The sequence below is a fragment of the Paenibacillus donghaensis genome, assembly GCF_002192415.1.
In the GTDB taxonomy this organism is placed as follows: Bacteria; Bacillota; Bacilli; order Paenibacillales; family Paenibacillaceae; genus Paenibacillus_AQ; species Paenibacillus_AQ donghaensis.
Genome location: NZ_CP021780.1, coordinates 8,099,200 through 8,114,156 on the forward strand (window position 1 = coordinate 8,099,200; position 14,957 = coordinate 8,114,156).

Annotated in this window: 14 protein-coding genes; 7 read left to right on the plus strand and 7 right to left on the minus strand. The window is 49.3% G+C overall.

All coding sequences use genetic code 11. The annotated features are described in order from the left end of the window. The first annotated feature begins 2 nt into the window (after nucleotides 1-2). The 4 genes from B9T62_RS36710 (at nucleotide 3) to B9T62_RS36725 (ending at nucleotide 5,238) form a co-directional block, all read left to right on the plus strand. The gene (locus B9T62_RS36710; protein WP_211296392.1) at nucleotides 3-2,648 is read left to right on the plus strand and encodes an ABC transporter permease; all 2,646 of its coding nucleotides are present in this window, start codon (nucleotides 3-5) and stop codon (nucleotides 2,646-2,648) included. Between the two features lie 124 nt (nucleotides 2,649-2,772). Further along, nucleotides 2,773-3,585 carry a MerR family transcriptional regulator gene (locus B9T62_RS36715; protein ID WP_087919768.1) on the plus strand — a complete coding sequence of 271 codons (813 nt, stop codon included), beginning with the start codon at nucleotides 2,773-2,775 and terminating at the stop codon, nucleotides 3,583-3,585. After that, nucleotides 3,560-4,198 carry a GNAT family N-acetyltransferase gene (locus tag B9T62_RS36720; RefSeq protein WP_087919769.1) on the plus strand — a complete coding sequence of 213 codons (639 nt, stop codon included), beginning with the start codon at nucleotides 3,560-3,562 and terminating at the stop codon, nucleotides 4,196-4,198. The genes B9T62_RS36715 and B9T62_RS36720 overlap by 26 nt, the downstream gene beginning before the upstream one ends. A gap of 11 nt (nucleotides 4,199-4,209) precedes the next feature. Further along, nucleotides 4,210-5,238, plus strand: coding sequence for an alpha/beta hydrolase family protein (locus tag B9T62_RS36725; RefSeq protein ID WP_087919770.1), 1,029 nt, complete (start codon nucleotides 4,210-4,212; stop codon nucleotides 5,236-5,238). A 6-nt stretch (nucleotides 5,239-5,244) separates the two neighbouring features. Here the strand turns inward: B9T62_RS36725 and B9T62_RS36730 are convergent, their stop codons facing one another. Together B9T62_RS36730 and B9T62_RS36735 are read right to left on the minus strand one after the other, a co-directional pair. Continuing rightward, nucleotides 5,245-5,886 carry a GyrI-like domain-containing protein gene (locus tag B9T62_RS36730; protein WP_245864248.1) on the minus strand — a complete coding sequence of 214 codons (642 nt, stop codon included), beginning with the start codon at nucleotides 5,884-5,886 and terminating at the stop codon, nucleotides 5,245-5,247. A gap of 68 nt (nucleotides 5,887-5,954) precedes the next feature. Then, a complete protein-coding gene (locus B9T62_RS36735; protein WP_087919772.1) occupies nucleotides 5,955-6,851 on the minus strand; it encodes a helix-turn-helix transcriptional regulator in 897 nt (298 codons plus the stop codon). A 131-nt stretch (nucleotides 6,852-6,982) separates the two neighbouring features. Here B9T62_RS36735 and B9T62_RS36740 point away from each other — a divergent pair, with 131 nt between their 5' ends. Together B9T62_RS36740 and B9T62_RS36745 are read left to right on the plus strand one after the other, a co-directional pair. After that, on the plus strand, nucleotides 6,983-7,870 hold the full coding sequence (locus B9T62_RS36740; RefSeq protein ID WP_087919773.1) for a CPBP family glutamic-type intramembrane protease: 888 nt from the start codon (nucleotides 6,983-6,985) through the stop codon (nucleotides 7,868-7,870). Between the two features lie 83 nt (nucleotides 7,871-7,953). Beyond that, entirely contained in the window at nucleotides 7,954-8,718 is a 765-nt protein-coding gene (locus B9T62_RS36745; RefSeq protein WP_087919774.1) for a MerR family transcriptional regulator, read from the plus strand. Nucleotides 8,719-8,875: 157 nt separating this feature from the next. On the opposite strand, the gene B9T62_RS36750 is transcribed toward B9T62_RS36745, so the two are convergent. Continuing rightward, nucleotides 8,876-9,538: a TetR/AcrR family transcriptional regulator gene (locus B9T62_RS36750; RefSeq protein WP_087919775.1), complete on the minus strand. Its 663-nt coding sequence runs from the start codon at nucleotides 9,536-9,538 to the stop codon at nucleotides 8,876-8,878. A 297-nt stretch (nucleotides 9,539-9,835) separates the two neighbouring features. On the opposite strand from B9T62_RS36750, the gene B9T62_RS36755 reads away from it, so the two are divergent. Next, entirely contained in the window at nucleotides 9,836-10,621 is a 786-nt protein-coding gene (locus tag B9T62_RS36755) for an SDR family NAD(P)-dependent oxidoreductase (RefSeq protein ID WP_087919776.1), read from the plus strand. Between the two features lie 69 nt (nucleotides 10,622-10,690). Here B9T62_RS36755 and B9T62_RS36760 read toward each other — a convergent pair whose 3' ends face one another. The 4 genes from B9T62_RS36760 to B9T62_RS36775 all read right to left on the minus strand — a co-directional run bounded on the left by B9T62_RS36760 (nucleotide 10,691) and on the right by B9T62_RS36775 (nucleotide 14,902). After that, entirely contained in the window at nucleotides 10,691-12,466 is a 1,776-nt protein-coding gene (locus B9T62_RS36760; protein ID WP_087919777.1) for an ABC transporter ATP-binding protein, read from the minus strand. Next, nucleotides 12,453-14,228 carry an ABC transporter ATP-binding protein gene (locus tag B9T62_RS36765; RefSeq protein WP_087919778.1) on the minus strand — a complete coding sequence of 592 codons (1,776 nt, stop codon included), beginning with the start codon at nucleotides 14,226-14,228 and terminating at the stop codon, nucleotides 12,453-12,455. Before B9T62_RS36765 ends, B9T62_RS36760 begins: the two co-directional genes overlap by 14 nt. A gap of 144 nt (nucleotides 14,229-14,372) precedes the next feature. After that, entirely contained in the window at nucleotides 14,373-14,696 is a 324-nt protein-coding gene (locus B9T62_RS36770) for a DUF2178 domain-containing protein (RefSeq protein ID WP_087919779.1), read from the minus strand. After that, the gene (locus B9T62_RS36775) at nucleotides 14,696-14,902 is read right to left on the minus strand and encodes a helix-turn-helix transcriptional regulator (protein WP_087919780.1); all 207 of its coding nucleotides are present in this window, start codon (nucleotides 14,900-14,902) and stop codon (nucleotides 14,696-14,698) included. Before B9T62_RS36775 ends, B9T62_RS36770 begins: the two co-directional genes overlap by 1 nt. Between the last annotated feature and the right edge of the window lie 55 nt (nucleotides 14,903-14,957).

The following is a 14,957-nucleotide window of genomic DNA, read 5'->3' on the forward strand; positions in this document are numbered from 1 at the left end:
TGATGAAAAAACGAGCGCTATGGAAAGATATCTTTCGTGAAATCGGGCAGTCCAAGGCCCGCTTTATTTCGATTTTTGCAATCATTATGCTGGGCGTCAGCTTTTTCTCTGGAATCAAGGCAGCCGGTCCGGATATGCTGGATACCGCCGGAACCTTATACCGGGAGACGGGGCTGATGGATCTGAAGGTGCAGAGCACCTATGGTTTGACAGAAGACAATATAGAGCTGCTGCGCGGTGTGCCGGGGATCGATGAGATTCAGCCGGGTTATAGCGCGGATGTGTTCACCGGCGACAATGCTGCGATACTTAAGGTCTATTCCTACAATACAGATACATCGCTTAACCAGTACCGCATGATGGAAGGACGTCTACCGGAGCATTCCGGAGAAATCGTGCTGGATGACTTGCTGGCCGGAGAGTATGCCCTGGGCGACAAGGTTGCGTTCAGCGGAAACGGTACGAATGCAGAACTGTCGGACGACTTCGCGACGCTGGATTATACCGTAGTAGGCTTTGTGCGGAGCCCCCAGTTTATTGAGAAGAACAACCGGGGAACCAGTTCGATTGGCAAAGGTACGGCGGACGCGTTCGCCGCCATCCTGGAGTCGGATTTCAAGCTTCCGGTGTATACCGAAGTTTACCTGTCCTTCAAGGATACCGCCGGGGTGAAAGCTTATACGCCGAAGTATGAGACTCTGATCGAACAGCATACCCAGGCGGTAGAAGAGGCCCTGTCCGGGGTGCCGGAAGCGCGGCTTGCGGAGCTGCGGGCGGAAGGGGAGGAAGAGCTGTCCAGCGCACGCATGGAGCTGGCCGCTGCTGAGCAGCAGCTCGCGAAGGCAGCGCGCCAGCTGGAGGATGGGCAGCAGGAATCCGCGCCAAACGGCAATACGGTTGCTGACGGGCTGGCCTCCGCCAGAGAGAAACTGGCCGAAGGCGAACAGAAGCTGGCAGAGCTGGAGCTGCCTAAGATTTATGTCACAGACCGCAACGCAAGTCCGGGGTATACCGAATATAAGAACAACGCTGACCGGTTGTCGGCGATTGCGAGCGTGTTTCCGGTGTTCTTTTTCCTGATTGCGGCACTGATCAGCCTGACGACTATGACGCGGATGGTTGAGGAGAACCGCCTGCAGATCGGGACACTGAAAGCGCTTGGTTATGGCAACCGTGATATTATGGCCAAATTCCTGGTCTATGGTACGCTTGCCAGTCTGGCGGCTTCGGTGGTTGGCCTTGCCATCGGCTTCACTCTGTTACCTACGATTATCTATAATGCGTACAGTTCACTCTATAACCTGCCGGATATCGTCAAGAGCTTCTATCCTTCGTATTCCATCATTTCCGTTATTGTAGCGCTAATTTGCACTACGTTGACGGCCTGGATTGCTTCCCGGGTTGAGCTGCGCGGCAACGCTTCTGTGTTGATGCGTCCGAAGGCGCCGAAGAGCGGGCAGCGGATTATACTTGAGCGGGTATCCTTTGTCTGGAAACGACTGAATTTCGTCCAGAAGGTCACCGCACGCAATCTGTTCCGCTACAAGCAGCGGATGTTCATGACGGTGTTTGGTGTAGCAGGCTGTACGGCGCTGATTCTGACCGGGTTTGGCCTCAAGGACTCGATTGGCAGCATCGCCGGACAGCAATACGGCACGATCATGAAATATGATGTGCTTGTAGCGCTGCATGATGATGTGTCTGACGATGCGCGGGTTGCCTATGAGCAGTTGATTAGCGGCGAGTCCGCGATAACCGGGGCGCTGAATGTGGCGCAGGAAACGATGACTGCACACGCCAGTGGTGTAAATGATCAGGAGGTTAATCTGTTCATTCCCGCATCCGTTGATTCTGTGTCCGACTATGTGGAACTGCAGAACCGGACGAGTGAAGAAGGGCTGAAGCTTACGGACGAGGGGGCAATCGTCTCGGAGAAGTTGGCTAAGCTGTACGGGCTTGAGCCGGGCGACAAGTTGAACGTGGTGGACAACAAGAATGAACCCTTCCAGATTCAGGTCGCGGGAATCACGGAGAACTATGTGATGCACTATGTATATATGACACCGGCGTATTATTCTTCTGTATTCGGGGAAGAACCGGTGTTCAACACAGAGTTGCTGAATTATGGTATGCAGGATAATTCCTGGGAAGACCCGTTCGGTGAGAAACTGACGGCCAGTGAGCGTGTTGCTGCGGTCAGCTTCTCCAGCAGCGTTGGCTCTGTCTTCGGCGATATCATGAAAAGTATGGACGTTGTAACCTTGGTGCTTATTGTGTCAGCGGCGGCATTGGCTTTTGTCGTACTCTACAATTTGACCAATATCAATGTGTCCGAGCGGATTCGCGAGCTGTCAACCATCAAAGTATTGGGCTTCTATGACAAGGAAGTAACGATGTATATTTACCGGGAGAATATTATGCTGAGCGTACTTGGCATTGTGTTCGGTTCCGGTTTCGGCATATTGCTGCACAGCTTCGTTCTGAGGACGGCCGAGCTGGATGTGACGATGTTCGCCCCGATCATCAAGTGGCCCAGCTATATCTATGCCGCGCTCTTAACACTGTTGTTCTCGGGTATTGTCATGGTGTTTATGCATATCAAGCTCAAGCGGATTCATATGATTGAGGCGTTGAAGTCAGTTGAATAGCCCCACTCCCAGCAATCGCGTAGTCATATGCGGTTGCTTTTTTGCGTATAACCTGAAAAAAAGATTGACCTTAGGTCTGACCTAAGGTGTATCGTAAAGGTATTCCAAGCCGGGAGCGATGTTAATGAAAGAAGAGATAACGATTAGTGAACTGGCTCGTATCATGAATGTATCTGTACATCAGATTCGTTATTTTGAAGAGAAAGAAATTCTCCACCCCGCGTACACCGATGATAATAGCTACAGAATGTACTGTATGGATCAAGTTTACGAATTGGCGCAAATTCTGTTGCTGCGAAGGCTGGGTGTCTCGGTGCCTTCGATTAAACAATCTTTGGCTTCTTTTACCGAGGGGCAATATGAGGAATTGCTTCATCATTCTTTGCTGGAAACAACAGCCCAGATGGAGAAGCTTCAAAAGCATCAGCAGTTCATCAGCAAGGTTTTGCAGGAACAGCAGAATTCTACCGGTCAGACCGAACAGTATCAAGTGAAGCAGCGGAAGGTTGTCTTTTTGACGCGTTGGATAGAGATGGAACCTCACACTACCCTTCATGCCAGACTACTGGCCGAACAAGCTGCTCATCCACCTAACTTATTTGAAACAGACATCCATTATCTATATGACAGCTCTAATGCAATTACAATATGCCTGGAAGCTGAGCAGCCCAACGATTTTGTCCTGTCTGCAGGCGATTACCTGTCCTCTCATTTTTTGCTTGAACATGAGAATGAGCTTGATCAGTGGATTGAACGGTTTCATGAGCACGCGGCCGCGCATTCTTACGTCTTGGCGGAGCCTTTAATTCTGATCGAGAAATCTTATTTATCCCTGTTTAGCCAGGGCACATTGCATTATGAGATATTGAAACGAATCGAATCGAAAGATGAAGCGAGGGAGGGGGCACAAGATGATTACCACGCCGATTATAATTGAAACGATGCATTCCCAGTACAATCAAGCGGTTAGCCGACTGCTTGTAGATGGGTTTCGCGGGAAATTTCAAACCCTGACGAAGCTGAACGATGACAAGCTGGCGCTGTTCTTCGAGAAGCTGCTGATTCACTTTCCTGATGAAGCGGGAGGACAAAGAGTGGTGGCGATGCAGAATGGAGAAGCCGTTGGAACCATGGCGCTCAAGTGGAAGCCGGAATCATCCGTAGATTCACAAGCACAACATCGTGCTTCTTGGCAGGACTTCAATAAGTTTGGAAAGTGGAACCTGCTCAAATTGCTTCTCGGACTACATTATCTGGCTCATCAGCCAAAAGAGCGGGAATGTTATATTGCAGATATATCGGTCCAGCCTCATCATCGAGGCAAGGGTGTTGGCAAACAGCTGCTGGAGTGGGCGCAGCATAATATGCAGACACTGCCGCTAGTGGATCACCTTAGTCTGCACGTTTCAGCAAATAACCAGCGTGCCAAGCAATTATATGAGCAATTATCTTTTCGTTCATGTTCGAAGAAAAATAGCATCATGCGTTCTCTCTTGTTTAACGAGTATGAATGGGATTACATGATCTTTAGATCACGGCACAACATTTAAGGAGAATTGTTATGTGGAATAAAATTAAGATTTCCATGATCGTTATAGTTCTTCTATTGGCAGTCGCTGGAGGAACCATCTTGAAACAGAACAGTTATGACATCCAAGAGCAAGCCATCGTAATCGCTTCCCCTCAAGGAGAATTGACAGGGACTTTGGTGCTGCCTAAGAACGATCCTGGCAAACTGGGATTAGTCTTGTTTATCCATGGGGACGGACCCATCGATGCTTCTCATGAAGACGGCTACAAGCCATTGTGGGAGCGGCTTGCCTCGCAAGGGTACGCCTCTTTGTCCCTTAACAAGAGAGGGATTAACGGCTCCGAAGGCCATTGGCTGGACCAAAGTATCGATGACCGTGTAGAAGAAGCGCGCCAAGCACTGGCCTGGGCCAGAACACAACCGATGATTGACCCTAAACGAATCGGCGTATGGGGAGCGAGCCAAGCGGGTTGGGTGATTCCGAAGCTTGCGGAGAAAGAGCCACTAGCGTTTAGCATTCTGGTGTCTCCGGCCATCAACTGGCTCTCACAAGGGGAGTACAATACACGTAAACAGATGGCAAGTGATGGCTACTCCCGAGAGGAAATCAATGAGCAGGTTGTGTATGAACAGCAAATAAAGCAGCTTTTGAAACAGAAAACCTCTTATGATGAATATGTAAAGGCAGCGCATAAGGGCGATGTAATGTCAAAAGAACGTTGGACCTTTGTCAGCAAAAACTTCCTATCCGATGCAACAAATGATCTGTCTCATTTCCATTCTCCTGTACTCCTGTTGTTGGGAGAGGAAGATATTCACGTTGATGTGGAGGAAACCGAGCAGGTGTACCGTGAAATAGTCGACCCCTCATTGCTTACTGTTGCTATTTTCCCGGGAACAGAACATTCCATGCTGAGTACGAAAACCGCCAATTCTGACTTGCGGGCATTATTCATCAGTCTGTTCGCGCCAAGAAATATAACGGTCGGTGGATATATGGAGCAAATCGAACAATTCTTGAAGCGGCTAGATGGGAGCTGGGGGGAGCCTCTAAAATAAATCTGGTCAGCCCTTCCGCACAGGATGCCGCACAATAGTCTTCCGCTTTGATACATCACTTTTGCGTGGGTCGGAGAGGTAGATCTGGTGATGCCGTCTAACCTCGGACAAATCGCAGAGCAGATGGTTGTCTGCCATGAAGCTATTCATTTTATTAACCGTTGCGGGCTCGTCGTCATAGCTGCCGATATGCATACACTGTACGCACAAGCCCTCTGTGAGAGAGGTAAACCTGGTCTTGGACAGATCAAGCTGCGGCTTTTTTCTTGTGACCGTTTCGGCGGCGGCGGCGAATACTTGATCATTCACAAAGTCCGGCTGGCGGATCATAGCCGTCCAGTAGAACTTGGATTTGTTAGTGTAATCAGCGTTCTCGGCATCCTCCTGCCACCACAGCCCCTCTAGTGGAGGCACTACATACTCGAAATACCCGTCGGGGACTTGTCCGTTCTTGGGAGACATTTTGATCGTGTAGGACAGGGCATACAGCACTTCCAAGGCCTTGTGATATTCGCCCTCCGGCTCATTGGGGTTGCCGCGCCCATCCAGCTGAATAAACTTCATAGTCGGTACTTCAATCACGCCCGGCTCAGACTTTGGCTGATAGAGATCCTTATGGGCTTTTTTATAATCCATCTTATCCATCATGACACCTCTTCTATTGGGTTGGTTACCCTGTCATTCTATCAGCCTTAAATGAACAACTGTATGTCATATTATAAATACCGGTTGAGGTTTTTTTGCAGTTTGTCCTTCACTTCAAGCCGGATGTCGAGTGGCTCAAGCACTTCGCAGGTATCCCCGAAAGTAGCAAGGTAATGAAAGACCCCTTCGCCCCGCGGCAGGGTCAGTTTGACGATGAAGCTTCCATCTGCAAGCGGCTCGAACTGTTCAAACTCATCGTATACCCGAAAGGCCATCTCTTTGGACAGCTTCAGTGTGATCGTGACAGCATCATCCTGTAACCTATTTTCTTCTTTGAATATTTTTCGAGGTGCGGATCGGGTGAAGGTTTCTTTCAAAACAGTCAGATGTTTAATGCGTCTCAGCTTAAACAAACGAAAATCCTCTTTCGCTGTGCAAAAGCCATATACGTACCATCCCTGTCCCTTAAAGTACAGCTTCAGCGGTTCCACCGTGCGGCTTGCCGTTTCTCCTCTGCCGCTTGCATAGGTGAACTGCACTAGGCATTTGCCGAGGATGGCAGATTTTAAAGCATTAAAAACTGCCGTTTCCTCCTCTACGTTTGCCCATGGCGAGAAGTCCACTTCAATCCAATCCGCGCCGGGTTCTCCGAACAGGGAGGACAGCTTGTGGAGGGCAGTATCCGTTTCCGCTAAGGATACGGCGTTTACGGCTCGGATGCTGGAGAGGATATCCGCCTGTTCCGCTTCGGTCAGTACGGTTTTGTTCAGGATAAAGTCAGGAAGAAGTGAGATTCCCCCACCTTTGCCCTTGCGCATATACACAGGGATGGCTGCCGAGGAGAGCGTTTCCACATCCCGATAAATCGTACGCCTGGATACCTCAAAGTGTTCCGCCAGCTCCCCCGCCGTGATGCTTTTTTTATTCAGCAGAAGATATATAATTTCAAATAACCGGTTTATTTGCATGTGATCACCCGTGTTCATTATAGAACCATAATAGGACAGTTGGAAGTTATATTATGGAGTGCTGAATCCAAGGGTAGGGTTGACCCTGACGTATACTGGAGGGTTTACACTGGAAGCGGGAGGGATTTAGAATGGAAACAACAACATCGCACACAGGGCACTTATCCAAACGGGCACCTGCCCGCAGCTGGCTAGCCATTGCAGCACTTGGCTGGTTGGCCATGACGATGGGACTGTTTGTGGCCACGGTCTCCGGGAACGCAGTTCGGGCTTCCGGTGCAACGGACAACGCAATTGCCGTTGTTCAGGCATTGGTCGCAGCGTTGCTCATTGTGCCCGCCGTCCGTCTCATCCAGCGCCGTTTCCACCTGACTGCCAAACTGCTGCCGCTGACACCGGTCGCGTTCCTGCATTTGCTGGGCGGCGCGGCGTTGGCAACGCTGATGGGCGGGCTGGGATTCCTTATTACGGGTGCACTTGGCTGGACCACCATTGAAGCCTGGCATGTCTCGGCGGATCTGCTGCCGGCTATAGCACTCAATACATGTATTGCTTTCCTGTATGAGGCACTGCCGGAGGAATTGTCGATGAGAGGAGTTGTCTACAGTGGCTTGCGGCTGCGGCTGCCCGCCTATGCAGCCTATGCCGGTCAGGTGCTGCTGTTTGTACTGGTGCCTATCACTGTGAACTTGCTGCAAGCCTTGGTTGGACTCGACCGCGGAAATATCATTAATCCCGAATATGTGATTATGTTGTTGTGTTTTGGCACTACACTGCAGCTGTGGCGCAGTTTGACCGGAACGCTGTGGGCTTCCATCGGCTTTCATTTGGCTTTCCTGGAAATTGCGCGGTTTGTTATCCTGCAGCGAGACCAGCGGTTGCTGACGTACAGCGAACTGGATGCGGGTACTGCCGAAATTGTAATCCAGTTTGGTATAATTGTCGTCGGCAGTGCAGTGGTACTGGCAGTGCTCAATCTGTGGCGCCGGCACCGCCTGCGGGCAGTATCGCGGGAGTGAATTGGCGTTCGCCCATGCCTAATATCGGATAAATAACTGTTCCAGGAATGATGACAAATACTGCACCTATTGGAGGGAAGCCGATGTATACCGTAGGGCAACTGTCCAAGCTAACCGGCGTTTCTGTCCGCACCCTGCATTATTATGAGAAACTCGGCCTGCTGAAGCCGGACAGGAATACCGGTAACCAGTATCGCTCTTATAGTGAGAATGATATTTTAAGACTGCAGAAGATTGCTGTGCTGAAGCAGATGCATTTTAAGCTGAGTGACATTGGAGTTATTCTCGAAAAAGGTGAGGTTGCACACAACGATGTCGCCGTTTGGAGTCGCGCATTGGAGCAGCAAATGGCCTTCGTGAGGCAGCAGCAAGAAAAATTGCATGCGGTAGAGCATTTGCTGTATTCCACACTGTACGCCATGCGGGCCACTGCACAAGTGAATATTGAAGAGATGCTCAGATTTATCCGTGAGCTTGAACAGCCGTCGGAGGGGGTGCAGTTGCGGCAGCAGTTCTTCTCGCCGGAGGAACTGGAGGTGCTGCCGTTAAATGATTTAAGCAATCCGTTGATTATGGAATGGTCCGGCATCCTTAGGCGGGTTTCAGGACTGCTGGTGGAACCGCCTGATTCTGTAGCAGCGCAGGAACTCGCCGCCTGTATTATCGAGTACGCCGATAAGATGTTTAACGGAGATGAGCAGCTAATCCAGAAATATTGGGAGTACATTACGCCTCAGGACAATCAGTCTGCACGTGTATACGGTATGACGACCGAGGTCATGCAATATATCGATACGATCATCCGAATTTATTTAGTTGAGGACAATGCCCCGGAGCAGATCACATGAATGAGTATGAATTCAAAAACCGGTCACGGGAAGGTGAATATACTAATCTCGGGTCACAGAACAAGCAAGATATCGTAAATTAGCATAAGCCGCCATCATTGGAGTCTTCCAAGATAGCGGCTTATATTTGCGTGAATATATAGAATCCTGCTAAAGTTTATTTAACTCCACCATCACGTCTAAAGAACGTTTGCATTAAGTTGGATACGGATCTATCATACAAGGCTTTAGCCGCTTCCTCGTTCTGAATATGCCCCCCCAAATGAAGATGAATGGTGCCATGCAGCGTTGCCCAGACCAGGTTAACCACAAGGCTAGGATCTTTCTCGGCAATGAACCCTTGCTCAATGGCTTGTGTAATGATGAGAATCACTTGCTGTAGAGCGGTTACGATAGCCTGTAGACTTTCCTCTTCCGGTTTGAATTCGCTAAAAGCCCCGCCAAACATAACCATGTAGTAACTGGTATAATCCCGCGAGAAATCCCAGTAAGCTTGTCCAAGCGTGAGGAGATATTCCTCAAGATCGGCTTGTTTCGGAACCGCTTGGAATTCCGCAGCTAACAATTTGCAGCCTTCCAGGAACAGCTCTTTAGCCAGCCCTTCCTTGCTTCCAAATAAGTTATAGATGATTTTGGTGGGACACTCCATGGTGTCAGCGACCCTGCGAATGGTTACCGCTTCGGGACCATGTTCCTGCATAATGGCTGCAGCCGCTTCAATAATATTCAGTCTCAGCATTTCGGCATGCTGAAGCTTGGCTTTAGGGTAGGTTGTAACTGTACGAGCAGCTGTTGAAGGTAGTTTGGACAAATCTTGCACGCAATTTCACACCCTTAAACGTGAACTTAAGAATGTTCCATACGAAGTTGCCAGGGAAGCCCTATGCATCAGGCTTCCCTGGCAACTTCACTACTCCATTCTTAAGTTCATCTTATATAGAACTCATTTTTCTTGAAACAAGCTTCATTTCTAAACCTTATTTTACTGTTTTGGAGGGCGAAATGCCAATCTATAGATCAATTCTCTTGACTATTTGACATCATTGCCTAAAGTGTATACAATGATTCATATTGAAACAGTGTTTCTGATGAGCATTTAAGAGGAGAGATGGATAGGATGATATCACTACGTAACAAATGGACCCTGATTACTGGAGCTTCTTCAGGTATCGGTGAAGCGTTCGCGCATGAATTGGCAGCCCAAGGGAGCCACTTGATTGTAGTCGCCCGCTCGGAAGCTAAACTGATTGCTTTATCAGAGAAATTACAGAGAGAACATCATATTCAAGTGGAGGTGATCGTTTCTGACTTATCTCAGGAAGGTTCCCCGGCCCGGCTCTATCAACAATGTGTGGAACGTGGGCTGAGCTTGGATATTCTGATTAATAATGCAGGCTTCGCTACTTATGGGTTATTCGAACAACTGTCTGGCGCAAGGCAGCATGAAGAGGTGATGCTCAATGTACTGGCGGTTGTAGACCTTACCCATTTGTTTTTACCAGATATGTTGAGCAGGAATAGTGGTGTTGTCATTAATGTAGCTTCAACAGCAGGATTTCAACCGCTGCCTAATATGGCTGTATACGGTGCGACCAAAGCCTTCGTATTATCCTTTACACAAGCTCTGTGGGAGGAGAATCGCAAACGCGGCGTACAATTTCTTGCGTTATGTCCCGGGTCAACGGAAACCGAATTCTTCGACATTGTAGGGGCCAACGAGGCTTCTGTCGGGAAACGTGATACTCCGCAGAATGTGGTTCAGGTGGCTCTTCGTTCGCTTCAAGCGAAGAAAGTATATGCTATTCCAGGGTTTAGAAACTATATTTCTGCGCAACTGCCCCGCTTCTTGTCTGCCAAACAAATGCTTTTTATCGTCGGACGAATGCTCCGTACACGTCATTAATTATTAACCATAATAAATATCCCCTCCAAGTAAACACTTGAAAGGGATAATAACTGATTTATAAACCTATTAAGCTTCCATCTTCTGTGCGGTGTAGAGCCGGTAATAGTGGCCCCGCTGTGCGATGAGCTGCTCATGGGAGCCGCTTTCGGCAATGCCTTTGTTGGACACGTACATGATGCGGTCACAGTTTTTGACAGTGGAAAGACGGTGCGCGATGATAAAAGAAGTCCGTCCCTTCAGCAGCTCATTCAGGCCCTTCTGGAGCAGCCGTTCGGTCTTGGCGTCGATTGAAGAGGTCGCTTCGTCCAGAATAAGAATGCGCGGATCGGCCAGCAGCGTTCTGGCGAACGAAATCAGCTGCCGCTGTCCCTGGGACAGCTTGGAGCCGCGTTCATTGACTTCGGTCAGGTAACCCAGTTCGAATTCTCGAATGAACTCATCGGCGCAAACTGCTTTCGCAGCAGCGACTACTTCCTCCTCGGTGGCATCCAGTCTGCCGTAACGGATATTGTCCAGAATGGTGCCGGAGAAAATAAAGCTGTCCTGCAGCATAATCCCCATCTGGCTGCGCAGCGACTTCAGAGTGACCTGCGAGATATCCTGACCATCCATCAGAATTCTGCCACCAGTGAGGTTATAGAAGCGCGAGATTAGATTGACGACCGTTGTTTTGCCTGCGCCTGTTGGTCCTACCAGAGCAATGCTCTCCCCTGCGGACACATCGAAGGAGATATTCTCCAGAATGTTGACCCCGGGATCATAAGCAAAGGTGACATTGTCGAAGGTGACACGGCCCTGAATGGACGGCAGCTCCTTCGCACCCGCAATATCACTGACCGTAACCGGCTCATCCAGCGTTTCGAAGATCCGCTCCAGGTAGGCAACGGCGTTAATGAAGTTATTGTACAGGTTCGAGAGATTTAGAATCGGCTGCCAGAAACGGGCGGCGTAGCTGCTCATGGCCAGAATGACGCCGAAGGTCATGTCCTGGGGACTCAGGGTCAACAGACCTACCAGGAAGATCATGGCTGTAACCATCGTAGACAGGTTGTCGACCGTAAACGGGATCAGCGTATTTAACTTCAGCGCCCGCATCCATTCCTTGCGGAAATTGTCGGCAAGACGTGTGAAGATTCCCTCATTATGCTGCTCGCGTGAGAAAATCTGCGTTACGCCGATGCCAGTGATGCTCTCCTGCAGATAGGCGTTCAGATTGGAGCTTTTGTTCGACACCGCCTGCCACGCCCGCCGCTGCCGGGTTTTGATCAGCAGCATGATGCCTAGGAACACAGGCAGTCCGGCAAGAATGACGAAGGAGAGCCGTACATCGACGGCGAACATGAACACGGCGATAAAGATTAGATTCACGATTTCCAGAATAAAGTTGATAATACCGTTGGACAATACATCCGAAACCGAGTTGACGTAATTCACGACCCGGATCAGGATTTTGCCTTGCGGACGGTCGTCATAGTATTTGAAGGGCAACTCCTGCAAATGCGTAAACAAATCCGTACGGATGTCAAAAATAATGTCCTGCCCGACACGGGTCATAATACGTGAACGGATCGTAGCCAGATATACGCTGGATACGATGGTCAGCAGCATCAGGGCGGACCAGCCAAGCAGCGGAAGCTTTGCCTTCGCGGGAATGGTCACATCGACGACATGCTGCATGATCAGCGGGGCTGACAACGCAATGGCCGCAGACAGAGCACTGAGCAGAAACGCGATAATCATCGGTTTTTTCTTACGTCTAATGTAGATCATCGCCCGCCGGAAGTGCTTGATGTCAAAAGGGGACTCCAGGTTCTCGTCGACATCAAATCTATTCCTTGCCATGCGCAATCACCTGCCTTCCAATGCCCTCGTTCTGGAGCATAAACACGTCGTAGTAGTAGCCTCGCCGGGCCAGCAGTTCGGCATGGGTGCCTTGCTCAATCACCCTGCCGCCGTCCAGAATAAGAATGCGGTCAGCCTGCGCTGTAGTGGATACCCGCTGCGCGATGATGATCTTAGTGCAGGGATAATCCAGCTCGCGCAGACTCTTCTGGATATGCTCCTCGGTCTCCAGATCGACGGCAGAGGTTGTATCATCCAGAATCAGGATCGGGCGGCGGACGGCGATGGCACGCGCCAGTGCAATACGCTGCTTCTGTCCTCCGGACAGCCCCACCCCGCGTTCCCCAACCACCGTGTCATAGCCTTCCGGCATTCGGATAATGAATTCATGTGCGGCTGCGAGCTGGGCATTGTGGATCGTTGCTTCCTCCGAGAGTTCGGGTTCGCCATAGGCGATATTGCCGTCAATCGTATCGGAGAACAAGAGAACGTCCTGGGTGGCAATGCCGATATTTCCGCGAAGCTGATCCAGCTCCAGTTCCCGGACGTCGATGCCATCTACCAGTACACGCCCCTCGGACACATCATAGAAGCGGGGAATCAGATTGATAAGTGTGGTTTTGCCTGAACCCGTTGAACCCATGATGGCAACGGTTTCCCCAGGCTCCACCGTGAAGCTGACATCGTCCAGCACGGTAGCGCTGTCATATTTGAAGCTGATATGTTCGAATTCAATGCGGCCTTCGTAACGGCGTTTGTCTACAGGGTTATGCTCATTCACAATTCTGGGACGGGCGTAATGAATATCAATGATTTTGCTTAAGCTGGCAAAAAACCGCTGAATATCATTGATGATAATTCCGATGTTGCGCATAGGGTTGGATACAGCCCAGATCAGCGATGAGATGGCCGCGAATTCACCGAAGGTGATCCGGTCGTTCATAAGAAATAGCCCGCCGGCCAGCAGCAGGATGACGTTGAAGGCTTGGGCGAAGGTCTCCAGATAAGGGAAGTAATCGAGCCAGACGAGGGCCGCTTTTTTGTTGGCCGTAGAATAGTTGACGTTCTTCTCGGTGAATTTCTTAATCTCGAACTCCTCGCGGGCGAAAGCCTTAACTACACGGTTGCCTGAAATATTCTCCTGTGTAGTCGTATTAAGCTGGGACAGCCGTTCCCGCAGGTCCACATACATCGGGCGGACGTGCTTGGCGAATATGTAGGCCACGACAAAAATCAGCGGTGACAGGATCAGCATCCACAGCGTCAGCGCAGCATCGATGGTGAAGAAGTAGATCACAGCGGCAAGGAAAATCGTCACGGATTCGATAATCGTTTTGAATATCCATGCCATCGAATGCCGGACCATGTCCAGGTCGCCTGTCATCTTGGTCATCAGATCACCGGTGCGGTTATGATCGTAATAGGCCCGGTCTTGTCCCTGAATCTTGTTGTACAGATAAATACGAATCTGGTAGAGCATGTTCTGGGAGGATATCTCATACTGCATCGTCGTCAAATAAGCAAGACCCGTACGCAGCAGGGAGAAACCGATCATCCCCAGGCAGAGTGTGATTAGCAGCCCCCGTTCTTGTGTGAGATTCTGCAGCGCATTGTCACCGGCTATGAATGTGTCGACAATGCGCTGACTGATGTAAGGGTTCACAATGGTAAGACTTGAACCCAATACCGAGAGGCAGAGCGCCACAATATAACGCGCCTTGTTTCCCTCCAGGTTCTGCCACAGCCATTTTAGTTCGAACATCGGATCACCTGTTTCTGAGTGTTCTTTCACTCTCGTTGTAAAGAATGAATAAATCACAGTGATTATAACATTAACCTTCGGTATGTATAGGTTGCGGTGATATTTTCTTGTTACAATCGGTTGAACTTTTGAAGGTGGACAATCTTATAAAGCTCTATCGAAGTGGCGTAAGGCAAATAATTCAATTCCATTTCGCAACAAAATTGCACATAATGAATATTGCAACACTCTATCAAGACCAATACTAAATTGAATATCGAAGATTACTGTTATAGAAAAGCCTATGCAAATTGTAAAACCAAGTGCGCTATAGTAGTACATCGCCACATGGTTGGCCTTATTCTGAACCAATTGCCAGCGTTCATCATTTCTATATTCTTTCACTTTTACAGCTTGGAAGCATGGGAGGGCAATAGTGCATATTCCTAATGCGACCAACACCACTAACATTGCAAATTGATAAAACATTATCCTTCATCCTCCTTATGTGCAAAGACTTCATTAATTGATACATCAAATGCTTTTGCAATTTTGAAAGCTAACTCCAGCGAAGGTGTATATTTATATTTTTCAATGGATATAACTGCTTGTCGTGAAATCCCAACATGTTCTGCCAAATCAGCTTGTGTCCAGTCTCGTTCGGCTCTCAAAACTTTAATACGATTATTAATCAATGTAACGAACTCCTTCCTAAATGTAATCAACCAGTTACATTCATATTGTAATCAA

Bases quoted from the DNA above. Each gene is read 5' to 3' on its own strand.
- B9T62_RS36710 (WP_211296392.1), top strand. From the start codon at position 3: ATGAAAAAACGAGCGCTATGGAAAGATATCTTTCGTGAAATCGGGCAG.
- B9T62_RS36715 (WP_087919768.1), top strand. From the start codon at position 2,773: ATGAAAGAAGAGATAACGATTAGTGAACTGGCTCGTATCATGAATGTA.
- B9T62_RS36720 (WP_087919769.1), top strand. From the start codon at position 3,560: ATGATTACCACGCCGATTATAATTGAAACGATGCATTCCCAGTACAAT.
- B9T62_RS36725 (WP_087919770.1), top strand. From the start codon at position 4,210: ATGTGGAATAAAATTAAGATTTCCATGATCGTTATAGTTCTTCTATTG.
- B9T62_RS36730 (WP_245864248.1), bottom strand. From the start codon at position 5,886: ATGATGGATAAGATGGATTATAAAAAAGCCCATAAGGATCTCTATCAG.
- B9T62_RS36735 (WP_087919772.1), bottom strand. From the start codon at position 6,851: ATGCAAATAAACCGGTTATTTGAAATTATATATCTTCTGCTGAATAAA.
- B9T62_RS36740 (WP_087919773.1), top strand. From the start codon at position 6,983: ATGGAAACAACAACATCGCACACAGGGCACTTATCCAAACGGGCACCT.
- B9T62_RS36745 (WP_087919774.1), top strand. From the start codon at position 7,954: ATGTATACCGTAGGGCAACTGTCCAAGCTAACCGGCGTTTCTGTCCGC.
- B9T62_RS36755 (WP_087919776.1), top strand. From the start codon at position 9,836: ATGATATCACTACGTAACAAATGGACCCTGATTACTGGAGCTTCTTCA.
- B9T62_RS36760 (WP_087919777.1), bottom strand. From the start codon at position 12,466: ATGGCAAGGAATAGATTTGATGTCGACGAGAACCTGGAGTCCCCTTTT.
- B9T62_RS36765 (WP_087919778.1), bottom strand. From the start codon at position 14,228: ATGTTCGAACTAAAATGGCTGTGGCAGAACCTGGAGGGAAACAAGGCG.
- B9T62_RS36770 (WP_087919779.1), bottom strand. From the start codon at position 14,696: ATGTTTTATCAATTTGCAATGTTAGTGGTGTTGGTCGCATTAGGAATA.